Source organism: Rothia sp. HC945 (assembly GCF_051370785.1).
Lineage (GTDB): Bacteria > Actinomycetota > Actinomycetes > Actinomycetales > Micrococcaceae > Rothia.
This window is the reverse complement of the sequence record NZ_JBFCSN010000002.1, coordinates 274,230-299,173: the sequence shown is the minus strand read 5'-3', so window position 1 is coordinate 299,173 and position 24,944 is coordinate 274,230. Positions and strand designations below refer to the sequence as shown.

The 24,944-nt window shown below is 64.8% G+C and carries 16 protein-coding genes and 1 riboswitch; of the genes, 8 read left to right on the top strand and 8 right to left on the bottom strand.

The window, feature by feature from the left end; all coding sequences use genetic code 11:
- Nucleotides 1-57: 57 nt before the first annotated feature.
- The 5 genes from pcrA (at nt 58) to AB0Y14_RS09830 (ending at nt 8,034) form a co-directional block, all read left to right on the top strand.
- Nucleotides 58-2,616 (top strand): DNA helicase PcrA, encoded by a 2,559-nt coding sequence (gene pcrA, locus AB0Y14_RS09850; protein WP_436589080.1) that lies wholly within the window; start codon nt 58-60, stop codon nt 2,614-2,616.
- Between the two features lie 100 nt (nt 2,617-2,716).
- Nucleotides 2,717-4,111: an MFS transporter gene (locus AB0Y14_RS09845; protein ID WP_436589079.1), complete on the top strand. Its 1,395-nt coding sequence runs from the start codon at nt 2,717-2,719 to the stop codon at nt 4,109-4,111.
- Between the two features lie 207 nt (nt 4,112-4,318).
- The gene (gene sucC, locus AB0Y14_RS09840) at nt 4,319-5,488 is read left to right on the top strand and encodes an ADP-forming succinate--CoA ligase subunit beta (RefSeq protein ID WP_436589078.1); all 1,170 of its coding nucleotides are present in this window, start codon (nt 4,319-4,321) and stop codon (nt 5,486-5,488) included.
- A gap of 37 nt (nt 5,489-5,525) precedes the next feature.
- Complete coding sequence (gene sucD, locus AB0Y14_RS09835) at nt 5,526-6,443, top strand: succinate--CoA ligase subunit alpha (RefSeq protein WP_436589077.1); 918 nt, start codon at nt 5,526-5,528, stop codon at nt 6,441-6,443.
- Nucleotides 6,444-6,576: 133 nt separating this feature from the next.
- Nucleotides 6,577-8,034: a protein adenylyltransferase SelO gene (locus AB0Y14_RS09830; RefSeq protein WP_436589076.1), complete on the top strand. Its 1,458-nt coding sequence runs from the start codon at nt 6,577-6,579 to the stop codon at nt 8,032-8,034.
- 60 nt (nt 8,035-8,094) lie between these two features.
- On the opposite strand, the gene AB0Y14_RS09825 is transcribed toward AB0Y14_RS09830, so the two are convergent.
- The 4 genes from AB0Y14_RS09825 to AB0Y14_RS09810 all read right to left on the bottom strand — a co-directional run bounded on the left by AB0Y14_RS09825 (nt 8,095) and on the right by AB0Y14_RS09810 (nt 13,304).
- Nucleotides 8,095-9,297, bottom strand: coding sequence for a VIT1/CCC1 transporter family protein (locus tag AB0Y14_RS09825; RefSeq protein WP_436589075.1), 1,203 nt, complete (start codon nt 9,295-9,297; stop codon nt 8,095-8,097).
- A gap of 212 nt (nt 9,298-9,509) precedes the next feature.
- Complete coding sequence (locus AB0Y14_RS09820; RefSeq protein ID WP_436589074.1) at nt 9,510-10,769, bottom strand: MFS transporter; 1,260 nt, start codon at nt 10,767-10,769, stop codon at nt 9,510-9,512.
- A gap of 56 nt (nt 10,770-10,825) precedes the next feature.
- Entirely contained in the window at nt 10,826-12,232 is a 1,407-nt protein-coding gene (locus AB0Y14_RS09815) for a TY-Chap domain-containing protein (protein ID WP_436589073.1), read from the bottom strand.
- Nucleotides 12,233-12,467: 235 nt separating this feature from the next.
- A complete protein-coding gene (locus AB0Y14_RS09810) occupies nt 12,468-13,304 on the bottom strand; it encodes an aldo/keto reductase (RefSeq protein ID WP_436589072.1) in 837 nt (278 codons plus the stop codon).
- Between the two features lie 83 nt (nt 13,305-13,387).
- On the opposite strand from AB0Y14_RS09810, the gene AB0Y14_RS09805 reads away from it, so the two are divergent.
- On the top strand, nt 13,388-14,773 hold the full coding sequence (locus AB0Y14_RS09805) for an MFS transporter (RefSeq protein WP_436589071.1): 1,386 nt from the start codon (nt 13,388-13,390) through the stop codon (nt 14,771-14,773).
- Between the two features lie 93 nt (nt 14,774-14,866).
- Here AB0Y14_RS09805 and AB0Y14_RS09800 read toward each other — a convergent pair whose 3' ends face one another.
- From AB0Y14_RS09800 to AB0Y14_RS09785, 4 genes are all read right to left on the bottom strand, one after another.
- The gene (locus AB0Y14_RS09800; RefSeq protein WP_436589070.1) at nt 14,867-16,468 is read right to left on the bottom strand and encodes a GMC family oxidoreductase; all 1,602 of its coding nucleotides are present in this window, start codon (nt 16,466-16,468) and stop codon (nt 14,867-14,869) included.
- Between the two features lie 25 nt (nt 16,469-16,493).
- Nucleotides 16,494-17,969 (bottom strand): aldehyde dehydrogenase family protein, encoded by a 1,476-nt coding sequence (locus tag AB0Y14_RS09795; RefSeq protein WP_436589069.1) that lies wholly within the window; start codon nt 17,967-17,969, stop codon nt 16,494-16,496.
- Complete coding sequence (gene betT, locus AB0Y14_RS09790) at nt 17,966-20,104, bottom strand: choline BCCT transporter BetT (RefSeq protein WP_436589068.1); 2,139 nt, start codon at nt 20,102-20,104, stop codon at nt 17,966-17,968. The genes AB0Y14_RS09795 and betT overlap by 4 nt, the downstream gene beginning before the upstream one ends.
- Before the next feature lie 231 nt (nt 20,105-20,335).
- Entirely contained in the window at nt 20,336-24,031 is a 3,696-nt protein-coding gene (locus AB0Y14_RS09785; RefSeq protein WP_436589067.1) for an SNF2-related protein, read from the bottom strand.
- A gap of 83 nt (nt 24,032-24,114) precedes the next feature.
- Nucleotides 24,115-24,246: riboswitch (SAM riboswitch) on the top strand.
- 27 nt (nt 24,247-24,273) lie between these two features.
- Here AB0Y14_RS09785 and AB0Y14_RS09780 point away from each other — a divergent pair.
- Nucleotides 24,274-24,459 (top strand): hypothetical protein, encoded by a 186-nt coding sequence (locus tag AB0Y14_RS09780; RefSeq protein WP_129314968.1) that lies wholly within the window; start codon nt 24,274-24,276, stop codon nt 24,457-24,459.
- Nucleotides 24,456-24,896: a plasmid stabilization protein gene (locus AB0Y14_RS09775; RefSeq protein ID WP_436589066.1), complete on the top strand. Its 441-nt coding sequence runs from the start codon at nt 24,456-24,458 to the stop codon at nt 24,894-24,896. The genes AB0Y14_RS09780 and AB0Y14_RS09775 overlap by 4 nt, the downstream gene beginning before the upstream one ends.
- Nucleotides 24,897-24,944: the final 48 nt, after the last annotated feature.

Genomic DNA, 24,944 nt, shown 5'->3' with positions numbered 1-24,944 from the left:
ACACCCGCAACCGGGGGGACGCGAATCGAAACTGTGTTCCCCTAGACTGGAACCAGTATGGATTTCTTGCGCGACTCTTCCTTCTTCGAACCCCAGACCTCCCGGTCCCAAGGCCAGGGAGCAGGTTCCCGCGGCCCTGAAGGACTGGTCGAGGGACTCAACGAGCACCAGGCTGCTGCGGTGACCCACTCGGGTTCGCCCCTGCTGATCGTGGCGGGTGCAGGCTCCGGAAAAACCCGTGTCCTGACCCACCGGATCGCATACCTTCTAGCCACCGGTCGCGCCCACCAGGGCGAAATCCTGGCTATCACGTTCACCAACAAGGCCGCTGCCGAGATGCGGGAACGCGTCGTCGAACTCGTGGGACCCAGGGCCGAGAAGATGTGGATCTCGACCTTCCACAGTTTCTGCGTCCGAGTGCTCCGGCGCGAAGCGGCGACTCTCGGGCTGAAATCCTCGTTCTCCATCTACGACGCCGCCGATTCCCTCCGGCTGATCACCCTGATCGCCAAGGAATTCGAGCTGGACGCCAAGAAATTCGCGCCGAAGGCCCTGCAACATCGGATTTCGGCGCTGAAGAACGAACTCGTGGATGCCGAGCAGAACGCCTCCTCCGCGTCGGGCAACGACCCGTGGGAATCCGCCGTGGCCAGGGTCTACAGCGAGTACGCCCGCCGGCTGCGAGCGGCCAACGCGATGGATTTCGACGACCTCATCGCGGAGACCGTCTTCATGTTCCGCGCCTTCCCCCAGGTCGCTGAATACTATCGGCGGCGCTTCCGGCACATTCTGGTGGACGAATACCAGGACACCAACCACGCCCAGTACGCGCTGGTCCGGGAGCTGACCGGGCACGATTCGGCTCCTGCGGAAACTGGGCAGACTCCCTACCCCCAGGGGACGGAACCGGCCGAGCTGACCGTGGTGGGAGATTCCGACCAGTCCATCTACGCCTTCCGCGGTGCGGACATCAGGAACATCACGGATTTCGAGCGCGATTACCCTTCGGCCCGAACGATCCTGCTCGAGCAGAACTACCGGTCCACGCAGAACATCCTGACGGCAGCCAACGCGGTGATCCAGCGCAACCCGGATCGCCGGGACAAGAAACTGTGGACCGCTTCCGGAGACGGCCCCCTCATCACCGGCTACGTGGCCGAGAACGAGCACGCCGAGGCGAGGTTCATCGCAGAGGAAATTGACAGGCTCCGCGACGAGGACGGCGTGGCCCCGGGCGACGTCGCCGTCTTCTACCGGACCAACGCCCAGTCCCGTTCCCTGGAAGAAATCCTGATGCGCGTCGGTCTGCCGTACCGAGTGGTCGGAGGGACACGGTTCTATGAGCGCAAGGAGATCAAGGACGCGTTGTCCTATCTGCGCGCCCTGATGAATCCCGACGACGACATCAGCGTGCGCCGTATCCTTAACGAACCCAAGCGGGGGATCGGTGCGCGTTCCGAAGGTGCCATCGCCAATTTGGCCACGCGCAATCGCACCTCCTTCATGGCGGCGGCACGGACGGCCGATGAGGCTCCTGGACTCGCAGCCGCCGGGGCCAAAAAGATCGGGGCATTCGTGACGCTGATGGACGACCTTCAGCAGATCGCGTCCACGGAAACCGCCGCGACGTGCCTCGAGGCTGTGCTGGAGCAGACGGGCTATCTCGAGGCACTGCGCACCTCGGACGACCCCCAGGACGAGTCCAGGGTGGAGAACCTCGCCGAGCTCGTGGCCGTGGTCCGCGAATTCGAGAGGGACAATCCGGACGGGGGCCTGGCCGAATTCCTCGAGCACGTCTCCTTGGTTGCCGACGCCGACCAAATCCCGAATCGTCCGAAGGCGGGCGACGAGGAAGACGGCGGGGTCTCCGCCGAACAGGTGGCACGGGAGGTGGCCGAGGCCCGTGAAGAGGGAGTCGTGACGCTCATGACCCTGCACACCGCCAAGGGCCTGGAATTCCCGGTGGTTTTCCTGACAGGCATGGAACACGGGATCTTCCCTCATCAGAGGGCCCTCGCCGACGAGAAGGAAATGAGCGAGGAGCGCCGGATCGCCTACGTGGGTCTGACCCGAGCCATGGAGAGGCTCTACCTGACCCGCGCCGAATCCCGGTCGATGTGGGGTCAGGGCCAGTTCAACCCGCCGTCGCCCTTCCTCGAGGAAATCCCGGAACACCTCATCGATTGGAAGCGCCTCGGGTCCGCCTCCGGATTCCCGCCCGGAGGATTCGGTTCGGCCGTCTACGGTGCGGGCTCCTTCTCTGGGGGTTCCGGCCGCAGAGACTCCACGTCCTGGACCGGGTCCGGTGCCTGGGGCGGACGAGGCGCTGGTCCCACCCGGCGACCGGCCCCTGCGAGCCAGGACGCCGGATACTCGGGCGGCATCGAGGGGTCGCCCCCGTTGGGTGCGCGAGCTTCCAAGCCATCGAGGATCAACCAGACGAAGGAAATCCCTTCCCTGTCCGTGGGTGACACCGTGGAGCACAAGACGTTCGGGACGGGCCGCGTGATCGGCGTAGAAGGAGGCGGGGACAAGACCGTCGCCAAGGTGAGATTCGCGAACGAGGAAAAACGCCTTCTCCTCCGTTACGCGCCACTGACCAAAGTCGATCAGTAGCCAATAGCCCCCGCCGAAAGGTTCCAGCTCGCGTCGAACCGCTGCTGACCAGGCGATATGTCGGTATGGTGTTGTGCAGACCACACACCGAAGGGCCGTTATGACCTCCTCATCCGACACCTCCGAGCCGAACCATTCCGCCGCGGCGGACGCTCCCCAACCCGCAGAGCCGGATGCCGGGCAAAGGCGAAAGGCAATCGTCTCCAGCTTCCTCGGCAATTTCGTGGAGTGGTTCGATTACGGGGCCTACAGCTATCTCGCCGTCACGATAGGCTCCGAATTCTTTCCGGGGGATGCCGCAAATTCGACGCTGATGGCCTTCGGATTGTTCGCCGTCGCCTTCCTGATCCGACCCGTCGGGGCCTTCTTCTGGGGCCACTGGGGCGACCGTTTCGGGCGCACGAAGACCCTGGCCTGGTCGATCCTCCTGATGACCGGCGCAACCTTCCTCATCGGTTGCCTGCCCGGGGCCTCGACGATCGGCGTCGCCGCGCCGATCATTCTCCTTCTGCTGCGGTTGGTCCAAGGGTTCTCCGCATCGGGGGAATACGCGGGTGCCTCGGCGTTGCTCAGCGAATTCGCCCCGACCGGGAAACGGGGGCGGTACGCATCCGTGGTCCCCGCGTCCACGGCGTCGGGCCTCTTGCTCGGTTCCCTTGCCGCGACACTGCTGTACGGCCTCCTGTCCGATGAGTCCATGACCTCCTGGGGCTGGAGGCTGCCCTTCCTCGTCGCCGCGCCACTGGGGCTCATCGGTCTCTACATCCGACGCAAGATCGAGGACACGCCGGCCTTCGTGAAGCACACCACCAGCCAGATGGAACAGGTCGAACGAGGGCAGAAGCCGACCCCGCCGCTGGTCGAATTGCTCACCAGCGCGCCGAAGCAAATGATCCAGGGGCTCGGCATCGTGCTCCTCAACGCGGTGGGGTTCTACGTGGTCCTCACGTTCATGCCGACCTACCTCTCGGAGAATCTCGGGTACGACGCCACGGCGTCCCAACTGGCCACGACGCTGTCCCTGATCACATACATCGCGTTCATCTTCCTGACGGGGTCCGTGGCCGACCGCATGGGTCGCCGCAATACGCTGATCCTCGCATCCTGCCTGTTCATCGTCCTGACCATTCCGGCGTTCCTGGTGATGGGAGCCGGCCACTACTGGTTGGCCGTCCTGGCGCTGGTGGTCATGGGGGCATTCCTGTCCCTCAATGACGGCGCTCTGCCCTCGGCGGTCTCCGAATTGTTCCCGACGGCGGTTCGTTTCAGCGGATTCGCCCTGGTGTTCAACATCGGCAATGCCTTGTTCGGCGGGCCGATGAGCGCGGTCAACACGTGGCTCATCTCCAGGACGGGGAACACCATGTGGCCCGCATTCCTCCTCATGGGGGCGGCCCTGCTCGCGCTCGGAGCGGTCCTGTGGTCGAAGGACCGCTCGAAGTCCTCGATAGATTTCGACCACACCGAAGACCCCGCGGCCGGACCCGTTGAGTGAGTTACGACTCAGGCGGCACTGCATTGGGGCGAAACACGACCTTTCTCGTTAGGGTCGGTCCCACCTTCTGAGCTAAAGTCGCATCAGGGGAGCGTCTGTCTCCCGCGCTGACCGATGTGTCGCAGCGGATGAGGGCGTTCCACGACAAGATCCGGATGGGCTGGACGGTTCACCCGGTACGACTTCGACGAAGAAGGACACATATCCGTGGACCTGTTTGAATTCCAGGCACGCGATCTCTTCGAGAAGCACGGTGTACCCGTACTTCAAGGGATCGTTGCCGAAACTCCCGAAGAAGCAAAAGCGGCCGCCGAGAAGATCGGCGGCGTGACGGTCGTCAAGGCTCAGGTCAAGGTGGGCGGTCGTGGCAAGGCCGGTGGCGTCAAGGTCGCCAAGACCGCAGATGAGGCCTACGAATACGCTTCCCAGATCCTGGGCATGGACATCAAGGGTCACACCGTCAACCGCGTGATGATCGCGCAGGGCGCGGACATCGCAGAGGAATACTACTTCTCGGTTCTTCTGGACCGCGCGAACCGCTCCTACTTGGCCATGTGCTCCGTCGAGGGCGGCATGGAGATCGAGCAGCTCGCCGAAGAGCGTCCCGAAGCCCTGGCCCGCGTCGAGGTCGACCCGAGTGAAGGCCTCAACCAGGAGAAGGCCGAGGAGATCGTTGCCGCGGCAGGGTTCCCCGAAGAGCTGCGCTCCAAGGTTGCACCCGTTCTGGTCACGCTGGGCGAGGTCTTCGACAAGGAAGACGCAACCCTTGTGGAGGTCAACCCGCTGGTCAAGACCGGCGAGGGTGACATCATCGCCCTGGACGGCAAGGTCTCGCTGGACGACAACGCCGAATTCCGCCACGAGGACCACGGCGGTCTCGAGGACAAGGCATCGACCGACCCGCTCGAGGCCAAGGCCAAGGAAAACGACCTCAACTACGTCAAGCTCGACGGCGAGGTCGGAATCATCGGAAACGGCGCCGGACTCGTCATGTCGACTCTCGACGTCGTGGCCTACGCCGGGGAGAAGCACGGCAACGTCAAGCCGGCCAACTTCCTCGACATCGGTGGTGGTGCCTCGGCCGAGGTCATGGCCAACGGTCTCGACGTCATCCTGGGCGACGACCAGGTGAAGTCGGTCTTCGTCAACGTTTTCGGCGGAATTACCGCCTGCGACGCGGTGGCGAACGGCATCGTCAAGGCTCTGGAGATCCTGGGCGACGGCGCGACCAAGCCGCTCGTTGTCCGTCTCGACGGCAACAACGTCGAAGAGGGTCGTCGAATTCTGGACGAAGCCAACCACCCGTTGGTGACCCAGGCAGACACCATGGACTCCGGTGCCGATAAGGCCGCAGAGCTCGCACACCAGGCCGCCTGAGACCCCGCCGATACATCTCGAGACTCTTAAGGAAAACATGTCTATCTTTTTGAACAAGGACTCCAAGGTCATCGTTCAGGGCATCACCGGCGGCGAAGGAACCAAGCACACCGCGCGCATGCTTGCCGCGGGTACCCAGGTTGTCGGTGGCGTCAACGCCCGCAAGGCCGGAACCACCGTGTCCCACAAGGCCCAGGACGGCGCCGACGTCGAGCTTCCGGTGTTCGGGACCGTCGATGAGGCGGTCAAGGAGACCGGCGCGAACGTGTCGATCGTCTTCGTCCCGCCGGCCTTCACGAAGGATGCCGTCATCGAGGCCGTCGACGCCGAGGTCCCGCTCGTCGTCGTCATCACCGAGGGCATCCCGGTCCAGGACGCGGCCGAATTCTGGGCCCACGCCAAGGCTTCGACCGACGCCGACGGCAAGCCCAAGACCCGCATCATCGGACCGAACTGCCCGGGCATCATCACCCCCGGCGAGTCCCTCGTGGGCATCACCCCCGCGAACATCACCGGCAGCGGCAAGATCGGCTTGGTCTCCAAGTCCGGCACCCTGACCTACCAGATGATGTTCGAGCTGCGTGACATCGGGTTCTCGACCGCGATCGGTATCGGCGGCGACCCGGTCATCGGCACCACCCACATCGACGCTCTCGAGGCGTTCGAGGCGGACCCTGAGACCGAAGCCATCGTGATGATCGGTGAGATCGGTGGCGACGCCGAAGAACGTGCCGCCGAGTACATCAAGGAACACGTGACCAAGCCGGTCGTCGGCTACGTCGCGGGCTTCACCGCTCCCGAGGGCAAGACCATGGGCCACGCAGGCGCCATCGTCTCCGGATCCTCCGGAACCGCAGATGCCAAGAAGGAGGCCCTCGAGGCCGCCGGCGTCAAGGTGGGCAAGACTCCGTCCGAGTCCGCCCAGCTGATGCGCGACATCTTCGCCAGCAAGTAAGCCCGACCAGGCTTCACCGAACCGCCCGGACCAGATCGTGGTCCGGGCGGTTTCGTGTCTCCAGCGCCCGCGCCCGAGGAATATATCCGCCGCGAGAATGTTCTACCGGGTACACCCTCGTCGAAGGAGCCGAATGCAGTCCGTTTTCGCCGAAGCCTTTCCCGAGCTGTCCATCGCATGGACGGGAGACGAGCCGAAAGATCCCCGGATCGTCATCCTCAACGACAAATACGCCGAGTACCTCGGGCTGGACCCTGACACGCTACGAGAAGAGCAAGGGCTCCGCTTCCTGACCGGTGCGTCTGCGCCCGAAGACGCCCAGCCGGTGGCGCAGGCGTACGCCGGTCACCAATTCGGCACCTATTCGCCCCGGCTCGGCGACGGACGTGCCATGCTCCTCGGAGAGGTCACGGTGGACGACGGGAGTCTCCGGGACATCCACCTCAAGGGTTCCGGTCGCACGCCATTCGCCCGCGGAGCCGCCGACGGAAAAGCGGTCCTGGGGCCCATGCTCCGGGAATACCTGGTGAGCGAGGCAATGAACGCTTTGGGCATTCCCACCACACGTGCTCTGGCCGTGACCGAGACCGGCGAGGAAGTGTTCCGGGACCTTCCGCGTCCCGGCGCCATTCTCGCGCGGGGAGCCAGTAGCCACCTGCGCGTCGGGACCTTCCAGTACGCCGCCCAGAGCCTGCGCAACACGGACCTGGTGAAAAGGCTGGTCGACGTCGCCCACGACCGTCACGTCCCAGGAGACGATGACGATGAGGGCGGCGAGCAGAACCCGGCCCTGGAGCTGTACGACCACGTGATCGAGGTCCAGGCCGAACTGATCGCGCAGTGGATGGCCGTCGGGTTCGTCCACGGCGTGATGAACACGGACAACATGACCATTTCGGGCGAGACGATCGACTACGGCCCCTGCGCCTTCATGGATGCCTATTCGGCCTCGACCGTCTTCAGCTCGATCGATGGCCAAGGCCGGTATCGCTACGGAAACCAGCCCGGAATCGCCGAATGGAATCTGGCCCGCTTCGGTGAGACGTTGCTTCCCGTGATCGACGAGGACCCCAATGAGGGCATCCGGAAGGCGACGGAGACGCTGCAGAAATTCGCGCCGCTCTACGAGGCCGCCTGGATCCAAGCCATGGCACGCAAGCTCGGTCTCACCGGAACGGCCACGGATGAGCAGACCGCCCGAGACGTATCCCAGGAGCTCCTGCGCCTCATGGAAGCCTCTTCACTGGACTTCACGAGTACGTTCCGGGCGCTCGCCGACGCCGTCCGCGATCGCCAGGCCGCGCAGGAGCTGCGGGATCGGGTCGAGGACCCGCGCTTCGATGCCTGGTTCGTCCGGTGGCAGGGGCTCGGCCCCGACCCGGAGCTGATGGACCGGGTCAATCCGATTTACGTGCCTCGCAATCACCTGGTCGAAGAGGCGCTCGAGGCCGCCTACAACGGCGACCTCGACCCTTTCCTCAGGCTCCTGGACGTGGTGACCGATCCATACACCCGAAAGCCGGGTTACGAGGCCTACGCCCAGCCGGCACCAGCCGATCAGGGGAAATACGTGACCTACTGCGGCACCTGAGCCGGGGAACGCGAGTACGCCCCCGGTATCAGGCGGACCGGCTGGTTCCCGTAGTGGGGGTCAGCCCCCGACGGAGGTGCCGAACAAGAGCCCCAGCAGGTACGTGGCCGCGGCGGCGCCGTACCCGATGAGCAGTTGCCGCAGGCCACGCTTGAGGGGAGACGCGCCGGAGAGCAGGCCGACCACGGCCCCCGTGCCCAGGAGAGCGATCCCGACGAGAACCAGCGAAATCGCCATCCCCGGGAAACCGGAGATCCCGAACAGGTACGGCAGGATCGGGATGATCGCGCCCGATGCGAAGAAACAGAAGCTCGAGGCCGCCGCACCCAGATCCGTTCCCAGAGCCACGTTCCCGGTGTTCTCCTCCTCGGCCTCTGCCTCCGGCTGGTGGGAGTAGGACGGGTCGCAGTCGCAGGAGTAATGACCGAACCTCTCGAGAACGCGGTGATGCGCGGCCTCCTCGCTCATGCCACGGGCCCGGTAGATCAATTCGAGCTCGTTCCTGTCGATGTCCAGGTCGGGGGCGACTTCCAGGGTCACCTGTGTGGGACGGGAAGCATCCAGCAGTTCTCGTTGCGACCGGACGGACACGAACTCGCCCGCACCCATGCTCAGGGCGCCGGCGAGCAGACCGGCGACGCCGCTGAGCAGAACCATGTGCGGGCTCGCACCTGATGCGCCGATTCCCATGATCAGCGCGACGTTCGAAACGAGCCCGTCATTGGCGCCGAAGACGGCGGCGCGGAAATTGCCGGACAACTTCTCTCTGCCGTTGGTCGCGAGTGCCCTCACGACCTCCTCGTGCACGGCCTCATCCGCGGCCATCGAACTGGGAGCATCCGGATCTTCGTCATAGGGCGAGCGCCCCTCGGCCCTTTGGGCCAGGGCCAGCACGAAGACCGTCCCGAAATGCCTGGCCATGAACTGCAGGGCCAGGGAAGAGATCGAGGGGCGGGGCTCGGGATCGGCCTGGGGGCCCAGAAGGTTGCGCCAGTGCTGCTCGTGCCGTTTCTCGGCGTCGGCCATTTCGCGCAAGATTTCGGATTCGCGTCCGTCCGTGCGCTCGGCCAGATAGCGGTAGACCGTGGACTCAGAAATTTCGTCGGCCAGATAGCGGCGCCAACGCCGGCGTTGAGCGGCTGTCGCGTGGTTGCTCGATCCGGCGGTCGAGGATGCGCTCCCGGAGGCTGACGCGTCAGAGGCACCTGAGTCTCTGCCTGCGTGCGAGTCTTCGGGGCGTGGGGCGATCGGCTCTTGGCTCATGAGGGTGTCTCCTTCGGGCCGAGGCCGCGAGGGGCCCCGCGGAGACTTCGGCCCTAGTCTGTTGATCCCTGGAAGGGGCTTGGGCCGAAGGTCTCGCTCGCCCGACTCGACGGTCCCTGGCCTTGGCCGGGACGGTTCGACGGGTGGATTGCCGGGAGAAAAACTCTCCAGTGTGTCGACAACCCGCTCTGGCACGTACACGCCGCTGGGAACTACTCCCCTTCGATCTGCCCCACCCTAGCGGTTTTCTCCCGCCGGAGCACCCCTCCGGCAATCAATGCGCCGAACGCCACAACAGCCACGCAGAACCAGCCCGTCAAGGTCCAGCCGCCCGCGATGTAGAAGAACCCGCCGACCCAACCGTTGAGGGCCGAGCCAGCGTAGTAGAAGAGGTTGTACATCGCGGTGCCCTGGGCCTTGCCTTCCCCTGCCAACAGGCCCGTCCACGCGGAGGCGGCGGAGTGGGCGGCGAAGAATCCCATGGTCAGCATGATCAGACCAATCACGACGACGACCAACGGCGACGTCGTGGTCAGGACAACCCCGGCGATCATGACGAGCATCGAGACCAGGATCGTGGTGAGCCTCCCGAACCGGGCGGCCAGGCGACCCGCGATGCTCGAGGTAAACGTGCCGGAAAGATACGCGAGGAACAGCATCGAAATGGCCACCTCGGACAGAGAGTACGGCGGCAATTCGAGCTTGAAGCCGACGTAGTTGTAGACCGTCACGAATGCGCCCATCAAAGTGAACGCCAGAAGGAACAGGCTGACCATTCCGGGGTTCCGGATGTGCCGACCGATGCGCGATGCGGTGGTCAGGACCGCGCCCTTCGCGGGGACAGGCGTGAATCTCCGCGCCCGGGGGAGCAGGAGCAGGAACGAGATGGCGGCCGCCGTCGCCAGAACCGCGACTGCCATGACGGCGAGGCGCCAATTGCCGGAGAACTGGGCGACGGGCCCGGAAATGAGGCGCCCGGCGAGTCCGCCGATCGTGGTCCCGGAGACATACAGCCCCGTGGCCGCACCCGCGTGAAGGGGTTGCGTCTCCTCCGTGATGAAAGCGACGGCGACGCCGGCGAGACCCGCCAGGGCAGCACCCTGGATGAACCTCAGCACCAGAAGCATCCCGAAATGCGGTACCCACGGGATGATCAGGCCCAGAACGGTCGCCGCAATGATGGCCGCGGCCATGGCCCGGTTCTTGCCCCAGCGGTCGGCGACATAGGTCCACGGTAGGGCGAACAAGGCCAGACCGAGAGTGGAGGAAGAGACGATGAGGGCGACCGAGGCGACGTCCCGATGGAGGTCCGCCGCGATTGAGGGGAGGACGGCCTGCGGCGAATACAGCGGCGCGAAGGTTGCGACGCCGGCGCAGAACATGGCCACGAGCATTCGTGTGAACTCGGGTGTGCCTTTGGAGTACCCCAACCATTCGTTGTCGAATGAACCCGTCGGAGGCGTCGAAGACACCGAAAATCATCTCCTGTCGAGAGCGGAAGAAATTGTGCGCAGACCGAGGGGTCGGGTCAGAGCGTGGGTACCGTTGCGGAGCGGTCCTGCTCGTACAGCGCACCGGACCCCCAGCGGAAGCGATACGGGTCGGGGCAACCGCGGCCGAACCTGAGGGCATCGACCAGGACGTCGGCTGCCTCGTCCAACGAGAGGCTGGAACGCTCCCAATGCCACTGGTGGGGAGTGGGCGGGGTCCATCCGGCCTCGGCCAGGTACTCCTCGTCCATGGGCCACTTGATGGCGGGCAGGAACTGCTCCGAAACCACGGTCACGGAAACCCCGCCCGGGCCGGTGAACGCCTGAGCGTAGGGAGAGTCTCCGCCCGTATTCCCGGTTTCGTAGTCGACCGTCAGGAAATGCTTCCAGGGAAGCTCCCTGATGGCTTGGGCGATCTCGGCGATGAGACTGCGCCACGAGGATTCGTCGCCCGTGGCCTCGCCGATGTGTTCGACCACGCCGATTCCCCGGTCGATCCAATGCTGCGGGGACCAGGATCCCGGTTGCTGGATCCCGAGGTCGTCGGCGTTCCCCCACGGGCCGACCCAGTTCTCCTCGTACCGTGGGTCGCCGCGGCCAGGGGCTTCTTCGTTGATGAGTCGGCGCCCTTGGGACAGGGCCTCGTGCCATGAGCCGAAGCGGTGCCGGACCGTCGCCAACGTGGGGCGCGGGGTGGTGTGGCGGGCGACGTCGGCGGACCACCGGCCGTACAACAGCGCCAGGGGTTTGCGGTTGTTCCGGATGCAATACGTCAGGAAGTCGGCGATCGCGCTGCGGAACCGGTCCTGCGTGAAATCGGGGACGCGGTCCGTGCCGTCCGGCGCGTACCTCTGCCCCGGTGCCAGCCCGATCGAAACCAAGGCCCTCGACCAGGAGCCTTCCCCGAATTGGGAGCTCAGAGAACGCGCGCTCGCCGGCCAGTTGCTCCGGACCAGGCGGGACATGCGCGTCAGGTCCTCCGGCATGTCGTGGCGGAAGGATTCGTATTCGGCGCTGGTGATCGAGGCGCGGGGGAACTCGGTCAGGAAGGAGAACGTGGCGCCGATGCGCCCGAGAAGCCTCGCGGTCTGTTCGTCGGTGGAACCGGCTCCCTCGAAGATGCGTGAGAGATCTTGGACGATCGCGGGATCTCCGGAGACGGCAATGAAGCGTCGGTCTTCGCCGAGATCGAGCAAATGGTTCAGTGCGAGCCAGACTCCCGCGGCCATCAGCGTGCTGTTGAGCGACTCGTCTCCGGGATGGACGAAGCGTTGCGGATACTGGGACAGGACCCGGTCCAGGTGATGTCGCGCGATCTGGGGGTACAAGGTCACCAGTCGGTGGCGGCATTCGCTGCGCGTCCATCCGGCGTCGGCGAGCTCATCGACGAGGGGCCTGAAAGCGTCGAGGAACTCCTTGTACCCTGAGCTTTCCGAATCGACCATGTTCCCTTCATCCCACCGAGATTGGACCGCCGTGCGGCGGGTCGAAAGACGGGAGCGAACCTCTGTCACTGACTGCGTCCTTCCTTATGAGCGTATGCATCGCCGCCCAGGCATGCCAAGGACAGAACCGGATATTACCTGTTGCTTCGCTCTCCTTCGTCGATGTGACGGCGCATGAGGATGCCCCCGCCGGAGAAACCGGGCGGGGGCATTCGTCATTGGCCGGAACGAGCATCTACTCCATGGTCTCGGTCGGCTTCATTCCGATGCGACCGTTGTCGCGCGTCAAGCCGTTGATGGCCTCGACCTCTTCGTTCGAGAGGTGGAGATCCACAGAAGCGAGGTTGCTGACGATGCGTTCCGGTGTCACCGACTTCGGGATCACGACGTTGCCGATCGCCAAGTGCCAGGCGATGATGACCTGGCCCGGCTGGGCGTCGTGCTTCTCAGCGATGTCGGTCACGACCTTTTCCTTGAGGGCATCGCCGCCCTGGCCGAGAGGTGACCAGGCCTCGGTCTTGATCCCGAGCTCCTCGTTGACGCGTCGCATGTGCTCCTGGTTGAAGTACGGATGCAACTCGATCTGGTGGATTGCCGGGGTCACGCCGGTCTCGTCGATGATCTCCCGCAACTGCTCCTCCGGGAAGTTGGAGACACCGATGGACTTGACCTTTCCCTGCTTCTGGAGCTCGATGAACGCCTTCCAGGTGTCCAGGTACTTGCCGTTGGCCGGCTGCGCCCAGTGGATCAGGTAGAGGTCCAGGGGATTGGTGAGCCCGAGACGCTCGATCGAAGCGTCGAAAGCTTCGAGGGCCGACTCGTAGCCCTGATCGTCGTTCCACAACTTGGTGGTCACGAAGACGTCGTTCTCGTCCACATCGGACTCGGCCAACGCCCTTCCGACGCCCGCCTCGTTGCCGTAGATCTTTGCGGTGTCGACGTGGCGGTACCCGGCGTCCAGGGCCTGGACCACGACCTTTTCGGCGACGTCATCCTCGACCTGCCACACGCCGTAGCCGAGCTGCGGGATCTGGTTGCCGTCATTGAGTGTGATGTTCGGTGAGGTTGCCAAGAAAGCATTCCTTTCATCGTGGAACCGTATTCGTGGTGCATAACCCCTGACCCGGCGAGGGTATTCCCGACTAGTCTTTGGGCATGGCCAGACTGCTCATGGACCTTTCTCCGTTGAAGAAGTACCCGGACTTCCGACGTCTGTGGATGGGGTCTGCGTTCTCGACCCTGGGTTTCCAGGTCACCTCCATGGCAGTGTCTCTCCAGATCTTCCACATCACGGGCTCCACGTTCGCCGTGGGATCCGTGGGCCTGGTCGCGGTCCTGCCCCTGATCATCGGAGGCCTCTACGGAGGAGTCATCGCGGACGCGCGCGATCGGCGGCTCGTCGCACTGACGGTCTCTGTGATCCTGTGGCTCGTCAGCGTGCTGATCGCGCTCCAGGCATTTCTGCACCTGGAGAACGTATGGGTTCTCTACGGGCTGATCGCGGTGCAGTCCTTCGTGCACCCGATCAATCAGTCCGCCCGTGGGGCCATCATTCCCAAGGTGGTCGGGCTCAAGCGTCTCCCGGCGGCCAACGCCTTGAACATGTCCGTCAATACTCTGGCGACGACGCTCGGCCCGATGTTGGGCGGTTTCCTGGTCGCGGCCGTGGGGTACGGGTGGACGTACGCGGTCGACGTCGTGACCTTCACGGTGGGTCTGTGGGCGCTCTACAGGCTGCCCGCCCAGGTGCCGGAACACGATGGGACCGCACCGGCCCGCGGAATGAAGGCGGTCATCGATGGCTTCGGGTTCGTGCGGCGATCGCCCGTGATCTCCATGACTTTCGTGCTGGACCTGTGCGCGATGGTCTTCCTGTTCCCGCAGGCACTGTTCCCCGCGATGGCGATCACGGTGGTCGGGGGCAACGCGGCCGTGGCAGGCCTGCTTTCCGGAACGATGACTTTGGGGGCGTTCCTGGGGACGCTTCTCTCGGGCCGTGCCGTTTCGGTTACCCGCCAGGGGGCAGCACTGACCTGGACCTACGCGGGGTGGACGATCGGGATGCTCTGGTCGGGAGTCTCGATCGCCTGGATCGCGGTGGGGACGACGCCGGGAACCCCCACAGCCTGGGTCGGGTTGGCGTTGTGCATGGTGGGACTCATGGTTGCCGGTGCCTCCGACGCCGTGGGCGGCATCTACCGTTCGACGATTCTCCAAACAGCGGCCCCGGACACGATGCGCGGCCGACTCCAGGGGCTGTTCATCGTGACCGTCACGGGCGGACCCCGGATCGGGTCCGGTGTGATGGGAGCGGCCGGCCAATGGGCTGGGCCCGGAATGGCTTTGGTCTACGGCGCTGTGGCTTGTGCGGCGAGCGTCGGAGCGCTCAGCGCCAAGTTCCCGCAACTGCGCGCTTACCACGCACCGGTACCGCCGGAAACCTCCGCCATGGACACGCTCCAGACGCCCCAGGCGCGCACCGAGACCGCGGAGATTCCTCAAGTACCTCCTCCGCCGGCCCAGCATCCGGAGGAAGACTGACGGCGCACTCGGAACAACGGGACACCCAAAAACAACGGGGCACCCGATCGCCGCCTCGACGGCGATCGGGTGCCCCGGAGCAAGCACGAGCTTCTAGGCGTTGTCCTCCGTCACCAGCTCCGCGGCGCGCTCGCCGATCATGAAGCAGGTGATGTTGGGGTTGACCGCAACGATCTCGGGCATAACGGACGCATCGGCCACGCGAAGACCCTGGACACCCTTGACCCGGAGGCGCGGGTCCAGAGGCGAGTCGATATCATCCTCGGGCCCCATACGCACGGTTCCGACCGGGTGGTAGACCGTGTTGTGGGTCTTGGCCACGTAGTCGGCGATCTCCTCGTCCGTTTGGACGTTCTCGCCGGGGAAGAGTTCGCGTCCACGCCAGTCGTCGAGCGCAGACTGGGAGACGATCTCCCGAGCCTTGCGGATCCCGGCGACCATGATCGCCATGTCGTAGCCCTCTTCGTCCGTGAAGTACTTCGGATCGAACTTCGGCTTGTCGCGGAAGTCCAGGGACCGCAGGCGCACGGTGCCGCGTGAGCGGGCGTGAGGCACATTCGGTGTCAGGCAGAAGACGTTGTCAGCGGTCGGGTAGCCACGGCGCAGGGTGTGCATGTCGAAGTTCACCGAGCCGTAGTGCATCATGAAGTTCGGCCGACCCGGGAACTCGTCCTCGAAGGGCACATCGAGCTGGGTGAAGATGCCGATCTCCCACCACTGCGTCGAATCCTGGACCATCGGCTTCTTGGCCTCCCACTGGATGACGGCCTCGGGGTGGTCCTGCAAGTTCTCGCCCACACCGGGGGAGTCCTGCAGCACCTCCACGCCGACTTCACGCAGGTGTTCGGCAGGTCCTATACCGGAGAGCATCAGCAGCTTCGGGGTATCCACCGCGCCGGCGGACAGGACGACCTCCTTGCGCGCACGGATCGTCTTGGCGATGGCGAACGCGTTGTCCACGACCTCGACGCCGATGGCCCGCTTGTCCTCGTCGAACAGAACCCGCTTGACCTGGGTATCGGTGATGAGATGGAAGTTTTCCCGACCACGGATCGGGTGGATGTAGGACACGGCCGACGACGAGCGCGTTCCGTCCGCGCGGCGATTGATCTGGAAAAAGTTCGCCCCGTTGGTCACGGTCTTCCCCGAGTTGAACTGGGTCCGGGGGATCCCGGCCTGCTCACACGCGTCCAGGACCGCGACGCCGCAGGGATCCTTCGGCGGAACGTTCATGAGGTGCACCGGACCGGAATCGCCGTGGTGCTCGTTGCCCGGGGTGCCGGCGTCCTCGTTCTTCTCGAGCTGCTTGTACAGCCGGAACCCGTTCTCGGCGTCCCAACCCTTGGCGCCGAACTTGTCCTCCCACTCGTTGAGGTCCTCCTCGGGCGCCCAGAAGGCGATGCACGAGTTGTGGGAGGAGCACCCGCCGAGGACCTTGGCCCGGGCCATGCGCATGAAGGAATTGCCCTTCTCCTGCTCCTCGACCGGGTAGTCCCAGTCGTAGCCGGACTCGAGCAGCTCCATCCAACGGTTCAGTGCGAGGACCTCGTCGATGCCCTCGTCGTCGGGGCCCGCCTCGATCAGCGCAACCTGTGCCTCGGGGTTCTTCTCGCTCAACCGTGCCGCGGTCGCCGCACCGGAGGAGCCGCCTCCCACGACGACGTAGTCGAATTCCCGCTCTTGGGTTTCAGTCATATCCTGGTTTCCTTTCCGTCTGCGTCTACTGGTCGTCGCCGAACCAACCGGTCACTGCCGGGGCGGTGTTGTGGTAGATGTGCTTCGTCTCCTGGTACTCGCCGAGCCCGTGCAGACCCAGTTCGCGACCGATGCCGGACTGCTTCATGCCGCCCCATTCGGCCTGCGGCAGGTAGGGGTGGAAGTCGTTGATCCAGATGGTTCCGTGGCGCAGGCGGGACGAGACACGCTCGGCCCTGCCGGCATCGTTCGTCCAGACGGCGCCCGCGAGTCCGTAGAAGGTGTCGTTGGCCGTGGCCACGGCCTCGTCCTCGGTCGTGAAGGTTTCGATGGTCACCACGGGCCCGAAGGCCTCATCGCGCACCACCGACATGCCGCGACGCACCTGGTCGATCACGGTCGGCTTGTAGTAGTAACCCTGGGCGAGGTCACCCTCGGTCGCCCACTCACCACCGCAACGGATCCGGGCGCCTTCCTCGACGCCGGCCTTCACATAGTCGGTCACCTTCTGGCGGTGCTGCTCGGAGATCAGCGCCCCGGTCTCGGCGTTCTCGTCGAAGGGACCCCCAATCCGGATCTTCTCGGCGCGGCGCACGAGCTCCGCCGTGAACTTCTCTGCGATCGACTCCTCGACGACGATCCGGGAGCCCGCCGAGCACACCTGGCCGGAGTGCACGAACGCGCCGTTCAGGGCGTTGTCCACGGCGGCGTCGAAATCGGCGTCGGCGAAGATCACGTTGGGATTCTTCCCTCCCAGTTCCAGGGCGATCTTCTTGACCGTCGCCGCGGCGGAGGCCGCGATCTTCCGGCCGGTGACCAGACCGCCGGTGAAGGAGATCAGGTCGACGTCCGGGTGCGAGGACAGAGGAGCGCCGGCCTCCGCGCCCGCGCCCAGAACAAGGTTCCCGACGCCGGCCGGAAGGCCGAGCTCATCGAGGATGTCCATCAGCAGTATGGCCGTGTGAGGGGTCAGCTCCGCGGGCTTGAGAACGAAGGTGTTGCCGGCTGCCAGCGCGGGGGCGACCTTCCAGGCGACCTGGAGGAGCGGGTAGTTCCAGGGGGTGATCATGCCGCAGACACCCACGGGCTCGGTCACCACGCGGGAGGACACGTTCGGATCGCCCGCGTCCACCTCGCGCCCGGCATCCTGGCCGGCGACCTTGCCGTAGTACTGGAAGCACGCCGCGATGTCGTCCATGTCGAGTTCGGACTCGACCAGGCGCTTGCCCGTGTCCAAGGACTCGGCCCGTGCGAATTCGTCCTTCCGATCACGCAACCGGCGGGCGACGTCGAGCAGGAAGTCTCCTCGCTCGGGTGCGGTGGCCTGCCACGCGCCGTCGTCGAATGCCGCGCGGGCCGCGGCGATTGCTGATTCCGTGTCGGCCGAGGTCGCTTCGGCCACGACCCCCACCTCGGTGCCGTCGGCGGGGCAGATGATGGTGCGGGTCCCGCCTTCGGACGCGGGGACCCACCGGCCGTTGATATACAGCGTATTACTCACTGATTTCCTTCCTTCGTCACGGAATTCTCCGTGTTCTCCTGATCCGTCACAGGGACGTCCAGCGGTGCCGTGAAGTCCATGGACCAGTCCGTCGTGGCCACGGACGAACCGATGATCTCGGTCGAACCCGCCTCCTCGACGGTCGGTCCGCTGATGCGGATGAATTCGATGTGACGTTCGTGGTTGTCCAGAACGTCGTGGATGAGTTGCTCCTTCGTGTACCCGTAGACGTCGTAACCACGGGAACCCGTCAGCGCGAAGGGTTCCAAGCGGTAGTAATTGTCCTCGGTGCGCGCCGGACTGAGCAGATACCCCGGCGTCGGCCACGCGACCGGGTAGACCTGGTAGGTGAAATCGCGTTCGCCGTCCATCCTCTCCGTCAGCGTGACATAGGGGATGGTGGTCGCGAAGTCGACCCCCTGCTCGACGACGGCGTCCACGCCCTCGGCTCGCAGAGCCTCCCCGACCTCGTCCAGGGCGGGGGCCACCACGGTCCGGACGTACCGGGTGGCGGACCTCCGGCCGGGGTAGGAGACCGAGCGACTCAGGCGCTGGCGCCAACTCCGGGTCTGGGAGGAGGGCTCGATCGACGCCGCGCGGTTGGCCGCGCGTACTCCGGCGAATGCCGCCTCTCGGGACTCCATGTCCGCGCCCTCGACCCGCAGTGCTTTCCACAGGCCGAACATGACCAGGTAGAGGACGATTGCGAAGGGGAGCCCGAACACGATCGTCGCAGACTGCAGCGTCGCGATACCTCCGATCAGGAGCATCGCCAGAGTCAGCAGACCCGTGGCCGCGGCCCAGAAGATCCGCATCCACTTGGGGCCGTCCTGGTTGGGGTCCTCGATCTTCGAGGCAAAGTTCGACATGACCAGGGCGCCCGAGTCGGCGCTGGTCACGTAGAACAGCAGACCCGTGAAGGTGGCCACGGCCGCAGCGGCCGTCGCGCCCGGGTACTGGCCGAGGAGCGTGTAGAAGGCCTGCTCCGGGGTGTTCATGATCGAATCACCGAAGGCCGTGTTCTTCTGTTCGTAGATCAGGTTCAAGGCGGAATTGCCGAAGATCGAGATCCAGATCAGGATGAACGCGAACGGGATGGTCAGGGTTCCCACCACGAACTGGCGAATGGTGCGGCCACGGGAGATGCGGGCCAGGAACAACCCGACGAACGGGGACCACGCGACCCACCAGGCCCAGAAGAACAGGGTCCAGGTGTTCATCCAGTCGGTCGGGTGGTCGAAGGCCATCGCGTCCAGGGTCATGCCCGGGAAGCGGCTGAGGTAGTCGCCCAAGTTCATGACCAAGCCGTTCATCAGGAAGTCGGTGTCGCCGAAGACCAGGACGTACAGCAGCAGGGCGAGGGCCAGGTAGATGTTCAGCTCGGAGAGGCGGCGGATGCCCTTGTCGACGCCGGACACCGCGGAGGCGATGGCCATGAGGACCGAGACCGCGATGAGTCCGGCCTGAACGCCGACGCTCTGCGGGATGTCGAAGAGGAACTGCAGGCCGTAGTTGATCTGCACGACGCCGATACCGAGCGAGGTCGCCACGCCGAACACCGTGCCGAGCAGAGCGGAAATGTCGACGGCGTCGCCCGCGGCACCCTTGATGCGTTTGCCGATGATCGGGTACAGGGCGGAGCGGATCGACAGCGGGAGGTTGAACCGGTAGGCGAAGTAGCCGAAGGCGAGGCCCATCAGCGCGTACATGCCCCAACCGGTCAGCCCGTAGTGGAACAGGGTCCAGACGACGGCCTGACGGGCGGCCTCTGCGGTCTCACCGTTCCCCCGCGCGGGGCTGTAGTACTGCGTGACCGGTTCCAGGACCGAATAGAACATGAGGTCGACGCCGATGCCGGCGGCGAACAGCATTGCGGCCCAGGAGAACAAAGAGAACTGTGGGCGCGAGTGGTCCGGGCCGAGGCGAATCTTCCCTTGTCTGCTCGCCGCCACGACGATGATGAATACGACCACGGCGGTGCCGGTCAGGATATAGAACCAACCGAAGTTCTGGGACACCCAGGCGACCACGGTCCCCAGGATGCTGCTGGCCGAATCGGGCGCCAGGAGAGCCCAGAGGGAGATCGCCAGGACGCCCAGGGCGGCGCCCAGAAAGACCTTCCAATTGGTGGTCATCGGGGCGTATCGGTGGGCTCCGGTCGGAGGGTTGGCCGAGTCGGGGCCGGGGGACGGGTCCTGGGGACGAGTAGGGGCTGCTGTGCTGTCTTCGGGTCTGTTCATGGAGTCTCTGCGATCGGTTACGTAGTGATAAGTCTGCTTATATCCAGCCGATCAACATTACCTCATAGCTTCGTGGAGCTCGTACTTGATGTCGTCACGGTTCGTCCGTCCGACGACATCCTGCTATCACCCTTCGAGGAGACCCCTGATGTCTTCGGCGCCGAAGGCCGAGGAGAAGATCTCGCCCTCGTCCATCACGGCGTCGAACAGTGCCGCCTTGGACTCCTTGAGGTCCATGACTTTCTCCTCGATGGTTCCGGAGGACACGAGCCGATAGACCATGACATTGCGTTTTTGTCCGATGCGGTGCGTCCGGTCCACGGCCTGTGCTTCGGCCGCCGGGTTCCACCACGGATCCATGATGAAGCAGTAGTCGGCCGCAGTCAGATTCAGCCCGAATCCGCCGGCCTTGAGGCTGATCAAAAAAATCGGCGCCTTGCCCTCATTGAAGGCGTCCAGGACCGCCCCGCGGTCCCTGGTCGAACCGTCGAGGTACAGGTAGGGAATCCCCTCCTCGGCGAGCACCTGACCGATGAGCTTGAGGAAACTGGTGAACTGGCTGAACACCAGGGCCCTGTGCCCGTCCTGAATAATCTCCGGCAACTGTTCCCTGAGATAGGACAGTTTCGAGGACTCGACGTCCCGTTGCTCCTCGTCGACGAGCCCCGCGGCCAGGGACAGCCTGCGCAGCATCGTGAGGGACTGGAAAATGGTGAACCTGTTCTTGTCCATGTCCTGGAGCAGTCCGAGGATCTTCTGGCGCTCCCGCTGGAGCCTCGTGTCGTAGACCTTGCGGTGCTCCTCGGTGAGCCCCAGATCGACCCGGTGCTCCTGCTTCTCGGGAAGCTCAGCCGCCACGAGCTCCTTGGTGCGACGCATCATCAGCGGACGAATCCTCTTGCGCAATTTGGGCAGGGCTTCCGGTGCCTCGCCGCTCGAGATGGGCTTGGCATAGAAGTCGCGGAACTTTCTGGCCGAGGGGAACAGGCCGGGTGCCGCGATCGAGAACATGGACCACAGTTCCATCAGGTCGTTCTCCATCGGGGTGCCGGTCACGACCAGGGTGAACCGGGTCGGCAGATCGCGGGCGATGCGATGGGCCTTGGTCTTGGCGTTCTTGATGAACTGTGCCTCGTCCAGCACCAGACCGGTCAGCCCGAGCTCGCCGTACTGGTCGCCGTCGATCCTGAGCAGGGCGTAGGAGGTGATGACGACGTCGGCGCCTTCCGTCCGCTCGGCGACGGAAGACTTGGCCCTGGCCGAGGTGGAGGTGACCAACGCGGTGCTGAGCGTCGGGGCGAAGCGGGCGATCTCCCGCTCCCAGTTGGGGGCCACCGAGGTCGGCGCCACGACCAGGAAACGGGGGCGCTGGGCGGCGTCGGACCGTTCCTTTTCGTGGACCTCGAAGGCATGCAGGAACATCGCGATGGCCTGGACGGTTTTGCCGAGGCCCATGTCATCCGCGAGCACGCCGCCGAGACGGTGGTCGTAGAGGAAAGAGAGCCACCTGAACCCCTCGAGCTGGTACGGACGCAGATGCGCCGTCAGGTTTTCCGGCAATTCGGCTTGTGGAATCTCCTCGAGCTCGAGGAGCGACTGGACCGATTCGTTCCATTCCTCGGCCACACGGACGTCCGTCGCGAGATCCTCCAGATCTTCCCAGAGGCCGGCCTGGTGGCGGCTGATCTGCAGCGGGGCAGACTCATCGCGCAACTGGCGGGCCTCGGACATCAGGTCGCGGAGCTTCTGGAATTCGGGTCGGTCGAGCCGGAAGTAGGAACCGTCGCCCAGGAGGAGGTGCTTCTGGCCGGAATCGAGCGCTCTGAAGATGTCTGCGAAGGGGACGTACCAGTTTCCGGCACGAACCGTGACGCCCAAATCGAACCAGTCACGGTCGCCGGTCGATTCGACCGACACCGTGATCTGCGTATCCGCGTCCAGGGACTTGAACTCGGGAATTTCCCCCTGGGTGCGGACCGTGACGCCTGGCATGGACTCGACCGCGGGTATCACCCGTTCGACCAAGTCATGGGTCTCCCAGCCGGAGGAGTTCGTGTGCCGGAATGAAATCTCGGGCAGGACGCGGCGCACCTCGGAGACCACCGCCTGCTCGAGCTCGTTGTCCCGAATCTCCCGGAAGGGGTCCGGGCGGCCGACGATGACGGGAACACTGACTCGTTCCTCACCGTCCGCCCCCTCGGATCCAGGGTCCTCCGCGGGATCGTCGGGCCATCGCACGGGAGATTTCGGGTAATTCCAGAACCAGTCCGACGACGCAGGGAACACCGTGCTGCTCTCTTCGGCAGGTTCGTGGAAGGTCACTTCGAGCACCAGTTCGGGGATCTCGACCTCGGGCAAGGCGGAGGCGGCGTCGCCCTCGGGGACGATGCTGACTCGGCGGGCGATCTGCGGGTAGAAGTCCTCGGCGAAATCCCTGATGTCCGATTCGGGGATCGACAGGGCGCCGTCCTCCGCAATCGAACGTGCGAGCGGGTTCGGCGGCTCGGACAAGGGCAGGAAGAGGACCTCGGTATCCTCCGAAATCCATCCCTCGTCCACGGCCCGGGCAGCAAGTTCGGGCAAGGGCGAGGGCCGGGTGGTCTGCCAGGTGCCGGAGTCCTGCGCGTCGCTGACGTATTGCGCGTGCACCGAACCTCCCAGTGCGACATACGCCTGGGGGGAGCGCGGGTTGCCCAGGGGGAAGAGGGACTGCCCCGGAACCCAGGTGGTCTCCTGGTCACCGTCCCCATCCTCTGGGGGACCGAGAGGAAGCCGGAGACCGGGGGAAATCTCCAGCCCACCGGATTCGTTCTTGTCCACGCGCAACTCGAGCTCCGTCTCCGGAGCCAACCCGAGGGATACGGGCCTGCCCCGGACAAGGATCGTGATGTCGATCGAGGCGGCCCTCTCCAGGAGGTCCCAGACCAGGGGAGACGTCACGTGCTCGAGGGAGAGATGATCGTGCGTCGAAACGTAGGGGCTCTGATCCGCATGGACCACGGAGTAGAACTCGCGGAACCACGAGGCCTGGTCCTCGGGGATGCCGAGATCCGGCATCGAGGATTTGGAGAACTCGCCCCAGCTCAGTCCGCCCTTGATCCATTTTCCCCGTGCTCCCAATTTCAGCGGGCGAGCGGTGAGGCGGACCGGGGCCGCCGCGTCCCCGCCGTGCAGGCCCAACCCATGATGACGGGGGACCTCGAAGTCCAGGTCCAAGGCGCTGGGGACGTTCTGTCCGACGACCTGGCGCTGGGACTGGAGGGCTCGCGTCATCCGTCGACGCCACGAGGACTGCATCTCGCCCAGGGCGCGGTTCGAGGTCCGGTTCGTTGCCTCCGTGGCAGAAAAGTCAGTGAAGGTTTCCGCGGCGGATGCCGGAACTTGCACCCCTGACTGTTCGGACCAGCGCCGGACCGCATCCGGCAAGGCGCCGCGGCCAGGATTCCTCTCCTGAGTTTCCCCACCGGACGACGCCGATCTGATCGGTTGGCTCTCTGACGGTTCGCCCCAGCCGCCCTCGTGGAACCAGCCCAACAGTGCGGCGACGACGTGCTTGCAATTGGTGCCCACCGGGCACGAGCAGAACGAGTGGAACGGAGCGGAGTGGGCGACCTTTTCCTCAGGGAAAATGACGGTTTGTGAATACGTCTGGCGTTGGCTCCCGGAGACCTTGGCCGAGAACGTCAGGCTGTCGGCGTCGTATGTCGCGGAGAGCACCTTGCCCGCACGGTAGTAGCGCTCACCGCGACCGAACGCATTGTGTCCGGCCGCGGAGATGATCTGTGCGACGGTCACCGGCAACTGCTGGGCGGGAAATGGCATAACTTCCAATCTAGTACTTCTGCGAAAACATTGAGAGGTGGGTCTTTTCATCTCGGCCCGTCCCTGGGTATGCTGAAGAACAGCTTCAAGAGACTCAACTGCAAAGCTCCGACTTGGTTGAGCGCCAACCCCATGTTCACGGGTGGTTCGGATGACGAAGCGGTCTATATTCGCCGTTCGCGGCAGAAGTAGTTTGGTATAGGCAAGAGCATCGAAAGGATTGCGCGCTCGCGCTGATGGCAATGTCCCACAATTCCGCCCGCCCCGATTTCTCTGCGGCAATTCCGGTCTCCCGCGGCTACCAGGCCATGAGCATCCAGGAATATGCCCGGGTCGATTCCGCGCGGTCCGAATTCCTCAACTTCCTCCTGGCCCCGGCCGGAACGGGTGAGCCGATCGTCGATCTGGCGGTGGGCAGCGCCGCATGAGTTCAGGCTCGAGAGGCCTGCTGCTCGATTCGGACGTCCTCGCGGAGATCCGACGTTCACGGCCGAACCCCACGATCGTCGCTTTCCTGCGTCGCCGCTCCCATCGGACCCTCTTTCTCTCCACGCTCTCGTTGGGGGAGCTCAGGGGGTTGTATCCCCAGCCCGAAACGGAACGTTGGTTGGACGAACTCGTCGAACGGTTCGCCGGACATGTGCTCGACGTGGACTCCCAGGTGGCTCGGGAATGGGCGGGAAGGTCCACGCCCCAGTCGATCCTTCGCTTGGGCAAGAGCCCCGGTGCGTCCTGGACGGGAGCCGCGGTCGAGGGGCTCGTCGCGGCGACCGCACGGGTTCACGATCTGACCGTGATCTCCTCCAAGGCGGAAACCTATCGTTCGTGGGGCGTCGAGGCTCTCGACCCCTGGACGGAGTCCTAGGCCGGCCGCGCCGGCAACTGGCCCGAGTGCGGAACCCGATGACGCAAC